The 16368-nt window shown below is 75.6% G+C and carries 10 protein-coding genes; 7 read left to right on the forward strand and 3 right to left on the reverse strand.

What is annotated here, in order from left to right; genetic code table 11:
- Positions 1–15: 15 nt before the first annotated feature.
- The 4 genes from ACH01S_RS04700 to ACH01S_RS04715 all read left to right on the forward strand — a co-directional run bounded on the left by ACH01S_RS04700 (position 16) and on the right by ACH01S_RS04715 (position 8997).
- Complete coding sequence (locus ACH01S_RS04700; protein WP_218010140.1) at positions 16–6357, forward strand: non-ribosomal peptide synthetase; 6342 nt, start codon at positions 16–18, stop codon at positions 6355–6357.
- Positions 6358–6491: 134 nt separating this feature from the next.
- Positions 6492–7502 (forward strand): iron-siderophore ABC transporter substrate-binding protein, encoded by a 1011-nt coding sequence (locus ACH01S_RS04705; RefSeq protein WP_067885737.1) that lies wholly within the window; start codon positions 6492–6494, stop codon positions 7500–7502.
- 14 nt (positions 7503–7516) lie between these two features.
- Positions 7517–8800: a lysine N(6)-hydroxylase/L-ornithine N(5)-oxygenase family protein gene (locus ACH01S_RS04710; RefSeq protein WP_246237110.1), complete on the forward strand. Its 1284-nt coding sequence runs from the start codon at positions 7517–7519 to the stop codon at positions 8798–8800.
- Positions 8800–8997, forward strand: coding sequence for an MbtH family protein (locus tag ACH01S_RS04715; RefSeq protein ID WP_067885741.1), 198 nt, complete (start codon positions 8800–8802; stop codon positions 8995–8997). The genes ACH01S_RS04710 and ACH01S_RS04715 overlap by 1 nt, the downstream gene beginning before the upstream one ends.
- A gap of 258 nt (positions 8998–9255) precedes the next feature.
- Here the strand turns inward: ACH01S_RS04715 and ACH01S_RS04720 are convergent, their stop codons facing one another.
- On the reverse strand, positions 9256–9876 hold the full coding sequence (locus ACH01S_RS04720; RefSeq protein WP_067885743.1) for a TetR/AcrR family transcriptional regulator: 621 nt from the start codon (positions 9874–9876) through the stop codon (positions 9256–9258).
- 234 nt (positions 9877–10110) lie between these two features.
- On the opposite strand from ACH01S_RS04720, the gene ACH01S_RS04725 reads away from it, so the two are divergent.
- The 3 genes from ACH01S_RS04725 to ACH01S_RS04735 are packed head-to-tail and all read left to right on the forward strand — an operon-like array spanning position 10111 to position 13975.
- Positions 10111–12183 (forward strand): bifunctional phosphatase PAP2/O-acyltransferase family protein, encoded by a 2073-nt coding sequence (locus tag ACH01S_RS04725; protein ID WP_067885745.1) that lies wholly within the window; start codon positions 10111–10113, stop codon positions 12181–12183.
- On the forward strand, positions 12183–13055 hold the full coding sequence (locus ACH01S_RS04730; RefSeq protein ID WP_067885750.1) for a DMT family transporter: 873 nt from the start codon (positions 12183–12185) through the stop codon (positions 13053–13055). The genes ACH01S_RS04725 and ACH01S_RS04730 overlap by 1 nt, the downstream gene beginning before the upstream one ends.
- 23 nt (positions 13056–13078) lie before the next feature.
- Positions 13079–13975, forward strand: coding sequence for an alpha/beta hydrolase (locus tag ACH01S_RS04735; protein WP_067885752.1), 897 nt, complete (start codon positions 13079–13081; stop codon positions 13973–13975).
- 28 nt (positions 13976–14003) lie between these two features.
- On the opposite strand, the gene ACH01S_RS04740 is transcribed toward ACH01S_RS04735, so the two are convergent.
- Positions 14004–15293 carry an acyltransferase family protein gene (locus tag ACH01S_RS04740; protein ID WP_169809206.1) on the reverse strand — a complete coding sequence of 430 codons (1290 nt, stop codon included), beginning with the start codon at positions 15291–15293 and terminating at the stop codon, positions 14004–14006.
- A gap of 199 nt (positions 15294–15492) precedes the next feature.
- Positions 15493–16302, reverse strand: a complete 810-nt coding sequence (locus ACH01S_RS04745) for an SAM-dependent methyltransferase (RefSeq protein WP_067885753.1) — start codon at positions 16300–16302, stop codon at positions 15493–15495.
- Positions 16303–16368: the final 66 nt, after the last annotated feature.

Genomic DNA, 16368 nt, shown 5'->3' on the forward strand with positions numbered 1-16368 from the left:
GTGCGGCGGGCCGCCGTGACCGCGCACGGGTCCCGGCTCGTCGGCTACGTCGTCGGTGACGCCGACACCGACGAGCTGCGCGAACGGCTCACCGCGCTGCTGCCCGGCTACCTCGTCCCGGACGACCTCGTCGTGCTGGACGAGCTGCCCCTCACCCCCAACGGCAAGGTCGACCGGCGCGCCCTGCCCGAGCCGGGGCGCCCCGCCGCCGGGCGCGCGCCCGCGACGGAGACCGAGCGGGTCCTCGTCCGGCTCGCCGCGGCGGTCATCGGCCGCGCGGACGTCGGCGCCGACGACGACTTCTTCCGCAGCGGCGGCGACAGCGTCAGCGCGGCGCTGCTGGTCGCCCGGGCGCGCCGCGCCGGGCTGGCGTTCACCGTCCGCGACGTCTTCCGGCTGCGGACGGCCGAGGCCCTCGCCGCGGCGGCCGAACCGGCTCCCTCTCCCGCCGCCCGGACCCCCTCCGCCCCGGCCGGGCCCGACTGGTCCGCGGACGAGTTGCCGCTCTCGCCGCTCCAGGAGGGTCTGCTGTTCCTCCTGATGCTCGCCGGCCAGGGCCGTGACATCTACGTGCAGCAGGCCGTGGTGACGTTGTCCGGGCCGGTCGACCCGGCGCGGATGGCGGCCGCGGTGCGGGCCGTCCTGGAGAAGTTCCCCAATCTGCGGGCCGGTTTCCGGACGGACGGTGACAGCGCCGTCCAGTTCGTCCCCGAGGAGTTCGAGACTCCCTGGACGCACGCCGAGATCGCCCCGGAGGACCTCGACGCGTTCGTCGACGCCCAGCGCGCGACCCCGTTCGACCCGGCGGAGCCGCCGCTGATCCGGTTCGCTCTGGCGAGCCTGGCCGCGGACGACCACCGCCTCGTCGTGACGTCCGAGCTGATCCTGCTCGACGGCTGGTCGGGCGGCCTGCTCGTCACCTCGCTGCTCGACTTCTACACCGACGCCGAGGCGGAGGCGGCGCGTCCCGTGGCGCCGTTCCGCGCGTTCCTGGAGTGGGTGAACGCCCGCGACCGGGACGCCGCCGTCGACGCCTGGCGGCGTGCGCTCGCCGGGTTCGACGAGCCCGCGCTCGTCCGTCCGGGCCTGCTGGACCGGCCCGCGGACCTCGCGACGGCCGCGGAGGTGCACCGCCCGCTCCCGCCCGGCCTCGCCGCCCGGCTCGACGCGGCCGCCCACGACCACCGCGTCACCCCGGGCACGGTGTTCGAGGCGGCGTGGGGCCTGGTCCTGATGGGCCTGACCGGGCGCGACGACGTCGTGTTCGGCGCGTCGGTCTCCGGACGCCACCCGGACGTGGACGGCGTCGAGACCATGGTCGGTCTCCTGTCCAGCACCATCCCCGTGCGGGTGCAGGCCGGACCCGCCGACCCGCTGGCCGCCGTGCTGGAGCGCGTCCAGGCCGCGCGGTCGGAGATGTTCGACCACGCGCACGTCGCGCTCGCCGACGTGCAGCGCGCCGCCGGGCTCGGCACGCTCTTCGACACGCTGTTCGTGTTCCAGAACATCCCCGGCATGCCGACCGGACGCGGCTTCGGCCCGGACGGTGCGCTGCGCGTCCTCGGCCGGGAGATCCGCGACGCCGCCCACTACCCGGTCACCATGGTCGTCGAGCCCGGCGCCGGGCTGCGCGTCATGTACCGGGGCGACGCGTTCACCCGGGACGAGGTCGAGCGGATCACCGACCGGTACGTGCGCGTCCTCGAACAGATCGCCGACGCGCCGGGGACGCCCTGCCACCGGCTCGACCTGCTCCTTCCGGAGGAGCACGACCGGCTGCGCCGCGACCGGGAGGAGGCGCGGCGGGACGTCCCCGAGCTGACCGTCGCCGAGCTGCTGGCCGAGCGCGCGGCGGAACAGCCGCACCTGCCGGCGCTCGTGTCGCTGCCCGACACCCGGCTCACCTACGGCGAGCTGGACGCCGAGGTGAACCGGCTCGCGCGGCTGCTGATCGCGCACGGGGCCGGGCCCGAGCGCGTCGTCGCGCTCGCCCTGCCGCGCTCCGCCCAGATGGTGGTCGCGCTGTTCGCCGTGCTCCGCACGGGCGCGGCCTACCTGCCGCTGGAGCTGGACTACCCGGCCGACCGGCTCGACTACATGCTCGCCGACGCCGCCCCGGTCTGCCTCGTCTCCCACCGCGGCATCGCGGCCGGGCTCGGCCACGCCGGCCCGACGCTCGCCCTGGACGACCCCGCCACGGCGCGCGCACTCGCGGACCTGCCCGGAACCGCGATCACCCCCGGGGAGCTGCCCGGCTTCGCCCCCGGCACCCCGGGGCGGCTGGATCACCCTGCCTACGTCATCTACACCTCGGGCTCCACCGGGCGCCCCAAGGGGGTGGTGACGCCCTACCGCGGGCTCACCAACATGCAGTTCAACCACCGCGCCAACATCTTCGACCCGGTCGTCAGGGCGGCCGGGCGCCGGCTGCGCATCGCGCACACCGTCTCCTTCTCCTTCGACATGTCGTGGGAGGAGTTGCTCTGGCTCGTCGAAGGCCACGAAGTGCACGTCTGCGACGAGGAACTGCGCCGTGACGCCGAGGCCCTGACCGCCTACCTGCGCGAGCACCGCGTCGACGTCATCAACGTGACGCCGACCTACGCGCAGCAGCTCCTGGACGAGGGCCTCCTCGACGGGGAGCACCGGCCGTCGCTCGTCCTGCTCGGCGGGGAGGCCGTCCCGACCTCGGTGTGGGACCGGCTCGCGCGGGCCGACGGCGTCCTCGGCTACAACCTGTACGGGCCGACCGAGTACACGATCAACACCCTCGGCGGCGGCACCGCCGACAGCGCCACCCCGACCGTCGGAAAGCCCATCTGGAACACCTGCGGCCACGTCCTGGACGGCTGGCTGCGGCCGGTCCCGCCCGGCGCGCCCGGGGAGCTGTACATCACCGGCGCCGGCCTGGCCCGCGGCTACCTCGGCCGCGCCGACCTGACCGCGGAGCGGTTCGTCGCGGACCCGTTCTCCGCCGACCCCGCCGGAGGCCGCATGTACCGCACCGGCGACCTCGTGCGGGTCCGCGACGACGGCAACATCGACTTCCTCGGCCGCACCGACGACCAGGTCAAGATCCGCGGCTACCGGGTCGAGCCGGCGGAGATCGAGGCCGCGCTCGCCGCCGAGCCCGGCGTCGGGCAGGCCGCGGTCGTCGCCGCCGACACCGCGGTCGCGGGCGTCAAGCGGCTCATCGGATACGTCGTCCCCGACGGGACGCGCGAGGGCGCCGCCGACGAGCAGATCGCCGAGTGGAAGGAGATCTACGACGCCGAGTACACCGAGATCGACACGGTCGTCCACGCCGAGGAGTTCGCGGGCTGGAACAGCAGCTACGACGGCGCGCCCATCCCGCTGGAACACATGCGCGAGTGGCGGGAGAGCACCGTCGAGCGCATCCGCGGCCTGCATCAGGAGCGCGGCCCGCTGCGCATCCTGGAGATCGGCGTCGGCGCCGGGCTGCTGCTGACCCGCCTGGCCCCGGACGCCGCCGAGTACTGGGGCACCGACTTCTCCGTGCCCGTCATCGAGAAGCTGCGGCGCGACCTCGGCCCGGACTCGCCCGTGCGGCTGAGCGCCTGTCCCGCGCACGACACCGCCGGGCTGCCGCGCGGGCACTTCGACACCGTCGTCATCAACTCGGTGACGCAGCACTTCCCGAGCCCCGCCTACCTCCAGGACGTCGTCGCCAAGGCGATGGAGCTGCTCGCGCCCGGCGGCGCGCTGTTCATCGGCGACGTCCGCGACCTGCGCACCGTTCGCTGCTTCTACACCGCGATCCAGCTCGGGCGCGGCGGCGACCTCGGCGCCGTCGAGCGGTCCATCCGGATGGAGAAGGAGCTCCTGCTCGACCCGGCGTTCTTCGCCGCGCTGGAAGGGCCCGCGCGGGTGGACGTCCTCACCAAGCGCGGCGTGCACCACAACGAGCTGACCCGGCACCGCTACGACGTCGTCCTGTGGAAGTCGGTGCCGCCCGCGCCCGAGACCGAGACCGTGGACTGGACGGGCCTGGACGACCTGCGGCACCGCCCTCCCGGCCCGCTGCGGGTGCGCGGCGTCCCCGACCCCCGGCTGTCCGGCGAGATCGCGGCGCTGCGGGCCGTGCGGGACGGCGCGTCGCCCGCCGCGGCCCGCGCGGCGCTGTCGGCCCCGCCCGCCGGGGTCGAGCCCGAGGCCCTCCGCGCGCTCGAACCCGGCGCGGTGCTCACCCCGTCCGCCGAGATCGGCCACTACGACGTGGTGTTCGGCGGCGGCGCCGCCTGCCTTCCCGCCGAGCCGGGGCGGCCGCCCGCGTCCTACGCCAGCAACCCCGTCGCGGCGCGCGACCACGGGGTGCTCGGAGCGCGGGTCCGGGACGGCCTCAAGGCGAAGCTGCCCGGCTACATGGTGCCGAGCGTGATCATGACGCTGGACGCGCTCCCGCTCACCGTCAACGGCAAGCTCGACCGGCGCGCCCTCCCCGTCCCCGGCGAGGACGGTCCGCGCCGTGCCGGCCGACCGCCGCGCACCCCCGTCGAACGGGTCCTGTGCGCACTGTTCGCCGAGGTGCTGGACGCTCCGGGCGCGGGGATCGACGACGACTTCTTCGACCTCGGCGGCCACTCGCTGCTGGCCACCCGGCTCGTCGGGCGGGCGAGGTCGGCCCTCGGCACCGAACTCGCCATGCGCGACCTGTTCGAGGCGCCGACCGTCGCCCAGTTGGCGGAGCGGGTGCACGACCGCGCCGCGGACGGCGCGCCGCCGAGGCCGGTCCTGGCCGCGCGGGAGCGCCCCGAGCGCGTCCCGCCGTCGTTCGCCCAGCGCCGCCTCTGGCTGCTCGACCAGCTCCTGCGCGAGGACGACGGGCCGCGCGACGCCTACCACCTCCCGCTCGCGGTGCGGCAGCGCGGCGACCTCGACATCGCCGCGCTCGGCGCCGCGCTCGGCGACGTCACCGACCGGCACGAGAGCCTGCGGACGGTCTTCGCCGAGCATGACGGCGAGCCGTACCAGCGGATCCTGCCGCCGGGGGAGGCGCGTCCGGTGCCGGAGGTCGCCGCGGGGACGGTCGAGGAGTTCATCGGGCGGCCGTTCGACCTGGCCAGGGACATCCCGCTGCGCGTCGCGGTGTTCCCGGAGGGCGAGCGCGAGCACCTGCTCCTCGCCGTCTTCCACCACATCGCCTTCGACGAGGCGTCGTTCGGCCCCTTCGTCCGGGACGTCGCCACCGCCTACGCCGCGCGGCTGGAGGGCCGCCCGCCGGGCTGGGAGCCGCTGCCCGTCCAGTACGCCGACCACACCCTGTGGCAGCGCGAGCTGCTCGGCGACCCCCGCGACCCCGGCAGCGTCCACGGCCGCCAACTCGGCTACTGGGCGCTGGCCCTCGCCGGGATCCCGGACGAGATCCCGCTGCCGACCGACCGGGCCCGTCCCGGCACCGTCGGCCAGCGCGGCGCGACGCTGGCCGTGGACCTGCCGCCCGGGCTCACCGGGCGGCTGCGGAGCGTCGCCCGCGACTCGGGCGCCACCCTGTTCATGGTCTGCCAGGCCGCGGTCGCCGCGCTGCTGCACCGCACCGGGGCGGGCGAGGACATCCCGATCGGCAGTCCCGTCGCCGGGCGGACCGAGGAGGCCGCGGCCGGGCTCGTCGGGTTCTTCGTCAACACCCTCGTCATGCGCGCCGACGTGTCCGGGGCGCCCACGTTCGCCGAGCTGCTGGGCCGGGTGCGGGACACCGTCCTCGCCGGCCTCGCGAACCAGGACCTGCCGTTCGAGGCCGTGGTCGAGGCGCTGCGCCCGCGCCGCGTGCCCGGCCGCAACCCGCTGTTCCAGGTGATGGTGGGCTACGAGAACCAGGGCATGGGCGACGCCCACCTCCCCGGGCTCGAGCAAAGCGAGGTGCAGCTCGGGCCGGGCGCCGCGAAGTTCGACCTCGACTTCATCTTCCGCGAGAACCCGGGCTCGGGGGAGCTGAGCGTCATCGTCGACTACTCGTGCGACCTCTTCGACCGGAGCACGGTCGAGGCGCTGACCGGCGGGCTCGTCACCGTGCTGGAGACCGTCGCCGCCGACCCCGGCGTGGCGGTGGGCGCGCTGCCGTCGGCCGGCGTCGCGCGCGCCGTGACGGCCGCCCGCCCGCCCGCCGCCGCCCGCCGCGGCGGCGACCGCGAGGCGGCGCTGTGCCGGATCTTCGCGGAGGAGCTCGGCGTCCCCGACGTCGGTCCGGACGACGACTTCTTCGATCTCGGCGGGCACTCGCTGCTCGCCATGCGGCTCGTCCGGCGGATCAGGAGGGAGCCGGGATGCGCGGGCCTGCGGATCGCGACGCTGCTGACCGCCCCGACCGTGGCCGGTGTCCTGGCCTGCCTGGAGGAATGAGAGTTCGCCCGCCCCCACCCGACCCCGCCTTGCGAGGCAAGGCGGCCGACCCGATGTCCCTGTAGCCGATGTCCCTGTACGCGATGTCCCTGTACGTGAGCACCCGCACAAACCTGGAAAGGCACTAGCCCGCTATGAGCACACTGATGAGGAGCCTGGCCGTCGCCGGCGCGCTCGTCCTGAGCCTCGGCGTCACCGCCTGCGGCGGCGACGAACCCGCGTCCGGCGCGGCCGGCGGCGCTGACGGGGCCTTCCCGGTCACGGTCACGCACAAGCTCGGCTCGGCCACGATCAAGGCGCCGGCGAAGCGGATCGTCGCGCTCGGCGAGATCGACCAGGACGCACTGCTGGCGCTCGGCGTGCGGCCCGTCGGGATGAGCGAGATGACCGGCGTGCAGCCGGACGGCCTGGCCCCGTGGACCGCCCCCAAGATCACCGGCCCCAAGCCCACGCTGCTCAGGGCCGGCGAGGCCGGGTTCAGCCTGGAGAAGATCGCCGCCCTGCGGCCCGACCTCATCCTCGCCGCCGGCGACTTCACCATCGACAAGACCTACGGCAAGCTCTCCAAGCTCGCCCCCACCGTCGCCTACCAGGCCGGCCCCGCGCAGGACACCTGGCAGCAGATCACCCGGCAGGTCGCGAAGGCGATCGGCCGCACGGGCGACGGGGAGCGGCTGGTGAGCTCGGTCGAGCAGAAGATCGCCTCAGTGCGGGAGACCAACCCGCAGCTGAAGGGCAAGACGTTCGCGCTCACCAGCGTCTTCCCGAACGGCAACATCGGCGTGATGAAGTCCGACGGGGACACGAGCGTCAAGCTGCTGGAGCAGTTCGGCATGACGCTGCCCGAGTCGCTGAGGAAGCTGCCCGGCGACGGGTTCGCGGCCGAGCTGAGCATGGAGAAGGTGTCCGTCCTGGACGAGGACGTCCTGCTCAGCCACTACAACGACGACCCCGCCACGCAGAGGAAGATCGAGGGGAACAAGCTTTTCGCCGACCTCGGCGCCGTGAAGCGCGGCTCCTACGTGGCGCTCGACCTGAAGTCGTTCTGGCCGCTGCGCACCCCGACGCCGCTCGCGGTGCCCTACGTGATCGACCAGGTCGTCCCGAAGATCGCCAAGGCCGCGGACGCGGCCAAGCCCGCCTGATGCCGGAGGAGCGCATGCAGACCCCCGTCCACGACGTGGTCGGCATCGGGTTCGGCCCGTCCAACCTGGCCCTCGCCGTCGCGCTCGACGAGACGCGCGGCGGCGACGGCGAAGGCGGCGGCACGGACGCGGTGTTCTTCGAGAAGCAGCCCGCGTTCGGCTGGCACCGGGGCATGCTCATCGACGGCGCCACCATGCAGGTCCACTTCCTCAAGGACCTGGTGACGCTGCGGAACCCCGCCAGCCCGTACTCGTTCCTCGCCTACCTGCACGCCCGCGGACGCCTCGTCGACTTCGTCAACCACAAGACGATGTTCCCGACCCGGCTGGAGTTCCACGACTACCTCGAATGGACGGCCGCCGCGTTCGAGGACAGGGTCCGCTACCGCTCCGAGGTGGTGGCGCTGCGCCCGCACGACGACGACCTCCTCGAAGTCGTCGTCCGGTGCGACGACGAGCTGGAGACGCACCTGACCCGCAACGCCGTCATCGGCGCGGGCCTGGAGCCCGTCCTGCCGGAGGGGATCCGGCCGGGCGAGCGGATCTGGCACACCGAGGACCTGCTCACCCGGCTCGGCGAGCGGCCGGGCCGGCGCCACCGCCGGTTCGTCGTGGTCGGCGCGGGGCAGAGCGCCGCCGAGGCCGTCGAGTACCTGCACCGGACGTTCCCCGACGCCGAGGTGTGCGCCGTGTTCGCCCGCTACGGCTACTCGCCCGCCGACGACAGCCCGTTCGCCAACCGCGTCTTCGACCCGGACGCCGTGGACCACTACTACGACGCCCCCGGCGACGTGAAGCGGATGCTGTTCGACTACTCGCGCAACACCAACTACTCGGTGGTCGACCTCGACCTCATCGACGAGCTGTACCGGCGCTCCTACGCCGAGAAGGTCGCGGGCGCCGAGCGGCTCCGCATCCTCAACGCCTCGCGCGTGACGGACGTCGTGGAGCGGCCGGACGGCGTCCGCGCGCGGGTCGTGTTCCTGCCGACCGGCGAGGCCACCGAGCTGGACGCCGACGTCCTCGTGTACGCCACCGGCTACCGCGAGCGCGACCCGTTCGCCCTGCTCGGCGAGGCGGGCGCGCACTGCCGCGCGGGCGAGGACGGCCGCCCCGTCGTCGAGCGCGACTACCGCATCGCGACCGAGCCCGGCCCGCGCTGGGGCGTCTACCTGCAGGGCGCCACCGAGCACAGCCACGGCATCGCGTCGTCGCTGCTGTCCATGACCGCCGTGCGCACGGGCGAGATCGTCCGCTCGATCGTCCACCGCGCGGCCCGCGTAGCCCAGGAGGCGTGATGGCCAATCCGTTCGACGACCCGGACGGGACGTTCCTCGTCCTCGTCAACGACGAGGGGCAGCACTCGCTGTGGCCGTCGTTCGCGGACGTCCCCGCCGGGTGGACGGCCGCGTTCGGCCCCGCGGCGCGGTCCGAGTGCCTCGACCACGTCAACGCGAACTGGACCGACCTCCGTCCCCGGAGCCTGACCGACTGAGAGGGGCGCGGGCGGGCGGCGGGCACTGGTCCGGTGGAACCTGCCCCGGCGCGTCTGCGCAGGTGGACCACGTGGTCGCGCCGAAGTGTGACATGTCACGGCGCGGCGGCGCTGTCAGGGTGAGAGCCGGATCGGGGCGGCGGCGCACCGGTGGGAGGGGAACCCGCGCCGCTCGCGACCGCTCCGGCCCCCGCCGGAGGGCGGGACGGACACGCAGGGCGCCGGGGCGGACGCCGCGGATCCGTCCCGCTCCCCGGCTCAGTTCTCCAGGCCGCGGGGGCTGCGCAGGCCGTTGAGGAACAGGTCGACGTAGTGCTCGCTGATCGCGGCCGCCTTCAGGCCGCCGCCCGGCCGGTACCAGACGCCGATCTGGTGGACGGTCCCGAAGAAGAAGTGGACGGCGATGTCGGCGGGCGTCGCGGTGCGGAACGTCCCCTCGCGCTGCCCCTCCTCGACCAGGGCGCGGAACCGCTCGTGGTAGCGGCGCCGCTCGGCCCGCACGGCGGCGCGGCGGTCGCGGGCGAGCAGGTGCGTCGAGCGGAAGAAGACCGTGAAGTCGTCCAGGTAGAGGAACGAGGTGTTGAGGACGTCGACGGCGGCGGCGCGCAGCCGCTCCTCGGCGGTGCCCGCGCCGTCGGCGATCTGCTCCAGGCGGGCCATCTGCAGGGCGAGGAGGCGGTGGTAGATCTCGTAGAGGAGGTCGTCCTTCGAGCCGAAGTAGTGGTACATCGCGCCCTTGGTGACGCCCGCCGCGTCGACGATCTCCTGGACCGAGGTGTTCTCGAAGCCCTTCTCGGCGAACATGCGGGTGGCGACGGCCAGCAGCCGGTCGGGGAGGGGCAGGTTGTCGGGGAGCCGGCTCACGGGCGCCTGCGTCATCGTTCCCACCTCCGTCCGGGGAGCCCGGGGCGTCGCACCGTCCCGGCGCGGCCGCCCGCGGAACGCGGAACAGCCTACCGGGCCGGGGCTGCGGGCATCCGCGCCTCGACCGGAGCCGGGCCGGGCGCCGTGGGGGACGGCGTGACGGCAACGCAATAAACCGGGTGGTGGTCTTGCTATGGATCACGGGGAGGATGATCCGTGGGCGGCGTGTGAGGGACGAGGCGGGAGGGCGTGTTGATCCGTTCCGAAGCTGTCGCGTCCGGCGCCGAGGACGCCGGCGGGGGACGAGCCGCGGCGGCGGCGAGGGAGGTCGCCGCCGCGCTGGCCGTCCTCGCCGTGTACCTGGCCTTCACCCACGCCTTCACCGGGCCGCGCGAGGTCAGCGACGCGCACGGGCGGGCGCTGCTCGATGTCGAGCGGTGGCTCGGGATCGACGTCGAGCGGCCGCTCAACGACGTGCTCGTCCGGCACGGGTGGCTGGGCGCCGTCGCCGCCTGGGAGTACGCGACGACCTACGTGATCGGCACGTTCGGGTTCCTCGGCTACCTGTGGTGGCGGCGGAGCCCGGCGTACCCGTGGGCGCGGAACACCCTGATCTGGCTGACCCTGATCGCGATCGTCTGCTTCGCGCTGTGGCCCGCGACCCCGCCCCGGCTGCTCCCCGGCGAGGGGTACACCGACGTCATCGCCCTCCATCACCCGCCCGCCACCTGGGGGACGGGCGTGGTGTCGGCGGGCGCGAACCCGTACGCGGCGATCCCGAGCCTGCACATCGGCTGGGTCGCGTGGATCGGGGTCGCCGCCGTCCGCGCCAGGGCCGGGGCGTTCTTCACGTGGCTGTGCGCCCTTCACCTGGTCGCGACGGGGCTGGTCATCGTGTCCACGGCCGCCCACTACGTGGTGGACATCCCCGCCGGGCTCCTGCTCGTCCCCGCCGCCGCGGGCGCCGAGCGGCTCCGCGCGGGCCTCGTCCGCGACCGCCGCCCGGCCGGGCCCGCGCGGCGGCGGGAGCAGCGGGTGGCGGCGGCCGACGCGTTCTTCCTGCACGTCGAGAGCGCGAACGTCCCGCAGGTCGTCGGCGGGGTCGCCGAGTTCGCGGGGCCCGCCCCGTCGCCCGAGCGGCTGCGCGGCGTGCTGGCCGAGCGCCTGCCGCACCTGCCGCGCCTCACCCAGCGGATCGCGCCCGGCGGGCGGTTCCGCCGCCCCCGCTGGGTGGAGGCGGAGAGCGTCGACCTGGGCTGGCACGTCCAGCGGGTCGACCTCCCGGCTCCCGGCGGGCGCCGGGAACTCGACGGCCTCGTCGCGCGCCTCGCCGCCGAGCGGCTCGACCCCGGCCGGCCGCTGTGGCGGTTCTGGCTCGTCCGCGGCGGGCCGCACGGCCGGGACGCCGTCGTCATCCTCCTCCACCACGCCATCGCCGACGGCATCGGCGTCGTCGACATCCTGCGCGGCCTCCTCGAACCCCGGCTCCCGGAGGAACCGGCGCCGCGCGGGCCCGGCGGGCTGGCGCGTGCGGCGGCCGTCCTGCCGGGGCTCGTCCTGCTCGGCCTCGACGGCACCGCGCCCACGGTGGCGGTCACCGGCGACCTCGGCCCGGAACGCTCCTACGGGACGGTCACGCTCCCGCTCGACCGGGTCCGCGACACCGCCCGCGCCGCCGGGGCCCGGGTCAGCGACGTGCTGCTCGCCCTGGTCGGCGAGGTCGTCGCCGACGTCCTCGCGCGGCGCGGCGAGCGGGCGGACGGCCGGTCGCTGCGCGCCGCCGTGCCGATGACGCTGCGCGCGCCCGCGCCGCCGGGCCGGGGCCGCACCGCCGTGCCCGGCAACCTGACGGCGGCGCTGCGGCTGGACGTCCCGGCCGACCCGATGCCCGTGCGGGAGCGGCTCGCCGCCGTGCACGCGTCGGCCGAGCGGCGGCGCGGGTCGGGCCGGGCGGTGGCGAGCACGGCCGTGCTCCGGCTGCTCGGGGCGCTGCCGCCGCCGCTGCACGCCCGCGCGGCCCGCGCCACCTACCGGGACCGGTTCTTCGGTGGGATCGTGTCCAACATGCCGGGTCCGGCCGTGCCGATGTCGCTGGCGGGGGCGCCGCTCGGGGACGTGCACCCGATCCTGCCGCTCGCGGCCGGCGTCCCGTTCGCCGTCGGCGCGCTGAGCTGGGACGGCGCCCTGCACGTCGCGGTCACCGCCGAGCCGGGCGTGCTGCCCGAGGCGGCCGGGTTCACGACCGGGATGGTCCGGGCCTTCGAGGAGCTCGCCGCCGCCGTGCTCGGCGCGGACGGCGGCGCGCGGGCCGGAACGACCTGATGGCCCTGTCGGCCGGGTTCAGCCTGCTCGCCGCGTTCCTGTTCGCGGGGGCCGCCGCGCTGCAGTACCGCGCGGCGCGGCGCGCGGTGCGCGGCGGGTCGGACGCCACGGCTGCCCACGGGCTGATCCGGCGGCTGGTCCGCGACCCGGTGTGGCTGACGGGCTGGGGCGTGAACCTCGCCGGGTTCTGCGCGCAGGCCGTCGCGCTGCACTTCGGCTCGACGGCGATCGTCCAGCCGCTGCTGGTCACCCAGCTCGTCTTCACGATCGTGCTCGGGACGGTCGGCACCGGCCGCCGTCCCGCGCGGATGGACCTGCTCGGCGGCGTCGCCGTGTCGGCGGGGCTCGCCGTCCTGTTCACGGTGCCGGGGGCGATCCCGCCGGAGGGCGAGCCGTCCCGGCCCCGGCTGTTCCTCGCCGGGCTGATCGCCGCGCCGGTGATCATCGTGCTGTCCCGGGCGGCGTGGCTGCGCCGGGGGCCGGTGCGGGCCGCGCTGCTCGGTGTCTGCGCGGGCCTGTTCTTCGCCGCGACCGCCGTGCTGATCAAGCTGACCACCGCCGACCTCGTCGAGCGGGGCGTCGCCGCGACCGCCGCCGACTGGCCCGGCTACGCCCTCGCGGGCAGTACGCTGCTCGGGCTGATCCTGGAGCAGCGGGCGTTCGCCGCCGGTTCGCTGCCCGCCGCGATGACCGCGATGACGATGACGAACCCGATCGCGTCCTACCTGGTGGCGGCGCTCGCCTTCCGGACGCTGCCGCCCCGGACGGCGTCCGCGTTCGTCGCCGTGTCGGTCAGCGCGGCGCTCCTCACCGCCGGGGTGGCGCTGCTGTCCAGGTCCGCGGCCGTCGAGCGCGGGGAGGCGGCGGCCTGACCCCCCAGGAGAAGGGACCCGCGATGATCACGAGACGCGCGCTCCTGCTCGGCGGCCTCGGCGCCGCGGGCGCGGCCGTCGCGACCGGCGGCACCGCGTACGCGCTGGTCGAGAACGAGGTGCTGCCGGGGAAGGTCCCGCTCGACCGCGCGCTCGGCCGGTGCGGGCGCGTGCCCGCGCCGCCCGCCGCGTCCGCCGCGGTCGAGCGGATGACGTGGCGGTCCGCGCGTCGCCGCGCCGACGTCACCGCGACCGTCGTGCCGCCCCGCGGCCGCTCCCTGCGCGGCCTGCCGGTCGTGGTGGCGCTGCACGGCAGCGGCGGCAGCGGGGCGTCCGCCGTCCGGGGCCTGGCGCTCGACCGGTACCTGCCGGACGCGGTCGCGCGCGGCGGCGTCCCGCCGTTCGCGCTCGTCGCCGTCGACGGCGGGCCCGACTCCTACTGGCATCCGCGCGCGAACGGCGACGACCCCCTCGGGATGATCATCGACGAGCTGCTGCCGCGGCTGCGCGAGCGCGGCGCCCAGACCGACCGGATCGGTGCCATCGGCTGGTCGATGGGCGGGTTCGGCGCGCTCGTCCTGACCCGGCGGCTCGGCGCGGCGCGGATGGCCGCCGTCGTCGCGTCGTCCCCGGCCCTGTTCGCGTCCTACGGCGACGCGCGCGCCGCCAACGCGCGGGCGTTCGACGGCGCCGCCGACTTCCGCCGCCACGACGTGTTCGCCGCGCTGGACGCGCTCCGGGGCGTCCCGCTCCGCGTCGACTGCGGGACGAGCGACCCCTTCGCCGCGATGGCCCGCCGGTTCCGCGACCGGGTCCGCCCGGAGGGCGCGATGGCGGGCGGCTGCCACGACGACGCGTTCTGGCGGCGCCGCCTGCCCGCGCAGCTCGCCTTCCTCGGCCACCACCTGGACGCCCGGTGACGCGCGGCGAGAGCCGGTACGCCTCCGTCTAGGCGGGGACGCGCACGCCGTCGTCGGCCGTGCGGCGCCGCGCGGTCAGGCGCCGTCCGAACCGCTGCGCCGGACGCTCGACGTACCGGTGCGCCAGCGCCGCCGACGCGAGCACGGTCGTCCACAGCACCACGCCCCACAGCAGCCGGACGGACCCCGGGAGGTTCCCCGGGTCGCGCCCCGCGACGGCCCAGATCGCCTGGATGACCAGCGGGTGCAGCAGGTACACCGAGTAGCTGACGAGCCCCGACCACACGAGGACGCGCGGCATCGGCCGGTGCCGCAGCGCGAGCCCGGCGAGGAACGTCAGCCAGGCCGCGGCGACGGCGGCGGACCAGTCCAGCCCGAGCGGGTTCGGGTTGGCGTTGAGGGCCCACGCGGTCGGTGTGCGCAGGCCCGCGACCAGCGAGAACGCGGGGACGACCGCGACCATCGCGGCGGCGGGCCAGGGGCGCAGGCGGCCGTCCTGGATGCCGCGGACGGCCGTCCCGGCGAACATCGTGGCGATGATGCAGAGGCTCTCGATGGCGCCGATGCGGCTGTCCAGGACGAGCAGCCCCAGCGCCAGCGCCACGACGGCCGCGACCCCGGCGCGGCGGACCCGGCGCCGCCCGCTGACCATGGCGGCGAGCCCCACCGCGAGGAGCGCGACGGCGGCGAGGATCGTCCCGCCCGGCCACCGGGACGCGAGCAGCACCGACGGCAGCGCCACCCCGAGGATCGCCGCGCCCACCCCGAAGCCGAGCGCCACCCGCGCGCTGGAGCGGTGGACCCCGGCGACGAACATCGCCGTCACCAGCAGGTAGAAGACCATCTCGTAGGAGAGCGTCCAGAACACGTTGACGGCGTTCGGCACGCCGAGCAGGTCCTGGAGCATGGTCGCGTGGGCCAGCGCGGACGCCCAGGGGCGGTCGCCGAGCGCGGCGGGCAGCCCGTACGACAGCCCGGCCGAGCCGAGTACGAGCGCGAGCGCCACCGACACGAACCAGGCGGGGTAGAGGCGGAAGAACCGCCCCACCCAGAAGTCCCGGACGCTCCCGCGCCGCTCCAGCGAGAACGGCACGACGTACCCGCTGACGAGGAAGAACACGAACACCCCGTACCGGCCGAAGTCGAACCACGGGCTGGCGACCGCGCGCACCTCGGGGAGCAGGACGTCGAGGGAATGCTCGAACACCACCACCAGCGCCGCCAGGCCGCGCAGCGCGTCCAGCCAGCCCATCCGGGCGGCCGCCGCCGGACGGGAGCCGATCTGCGTTTCACGTGGGGTCAGGGTGTTCGTCGGCATTCGGGCCACCATAGGGGCCGTGTCTGGGCGTTCTCCACCCGTTCGGTGAGAATTGCCTTAACGGAACGCTCCGGTGGCTGACGCAGGGTGATCGCCCCGGGTGCGCCAGGACCGGCGGGAACGGCGCTCCGGCGGCCCCGCGCGCGGCGCGCGGCGCGGCCCGCGACTGTGATCAACACCACAGCGCGCAGGGCGCCGGTCAGCGCACCCCGACCGCCCCGTACATGATCGGCTCGCGGCCCGGCCGGGACGTCCCGCCGAACGGCGCGCCGCCGAGCGGGACGAGCCCCGGCGACACCGCCCGGAACGGTCCGAGGATCTCCGCCACCCCGGCGGCGTCGCGCGGCACCAGCGGGACGCCGCTCGCCTCCTCGTACCGCCAGGCGGCCTCGGCGAACGCGCCGGGCGCGAAGTCGGCGGTGGCGTGCGAGACGACCAGCCCGCTGCCGGGCGCGGCGGACGCGGCGAGCGCGGCGACGACCTCCGCAGCGTCCGGCAGGAAGTGCAGGACGGACGAGAACACCAGCGCCACCGGCTCCGCCGGGTCGATGACGCGGCGCACCTCCGGGCTGCCGAGGATCGCGCCGGGGTCGCGGACGTCGGCCCGCAGCGCCGCGATGTTGCCGCCGTCGATCAGCAGGGCGCGGGCGTGGGCGATGACGAGCGGGTCCTCGTCCACGTAGACGACGCGGGTGCCGGCGGCGTGCCGCGCGGCGATCCGGTGCAGGGCCTCCGCCGTGGGCAGCCCGCAGCCGAGGTCGAGGTACTGCCGGACGCCGCGCCCGGCGAGCACCCGGACGGCGCGGGCGAGGAACGCGCGGGCGGCCCGGACCGCGTCCCCCGCCTGCGGCAGGACGGCGAGGACCTCGTGCGCGAGGTCGCGGTCGGCGGCGTAGTTGTCCTTGCCGCCGAGGAGGTAGTCGTGGACGCGGGCCGTCCCCGGCCTGTCCAGGGCGAGCCGCGTCCCCGGCGCCCGTGTCGCGGGCGCCCGCGCGCCGGCCGTCGTCATTGCGTCACCTGTCGCCTTCGCCAAGAGGGAGCGGTGCTCGGCTCACCCTCGACGGTAGGCCGCCGA

This window comes from Actinomadura chibensis NBRC 106107 (genome assembly GCF_001552135.1).
GTDB lineage: Bacteria > Actinomycetota > Actinomycetes > Streptosporangiales > Streptosporangiaceae > Spirillospora > Spirillospora chibensis.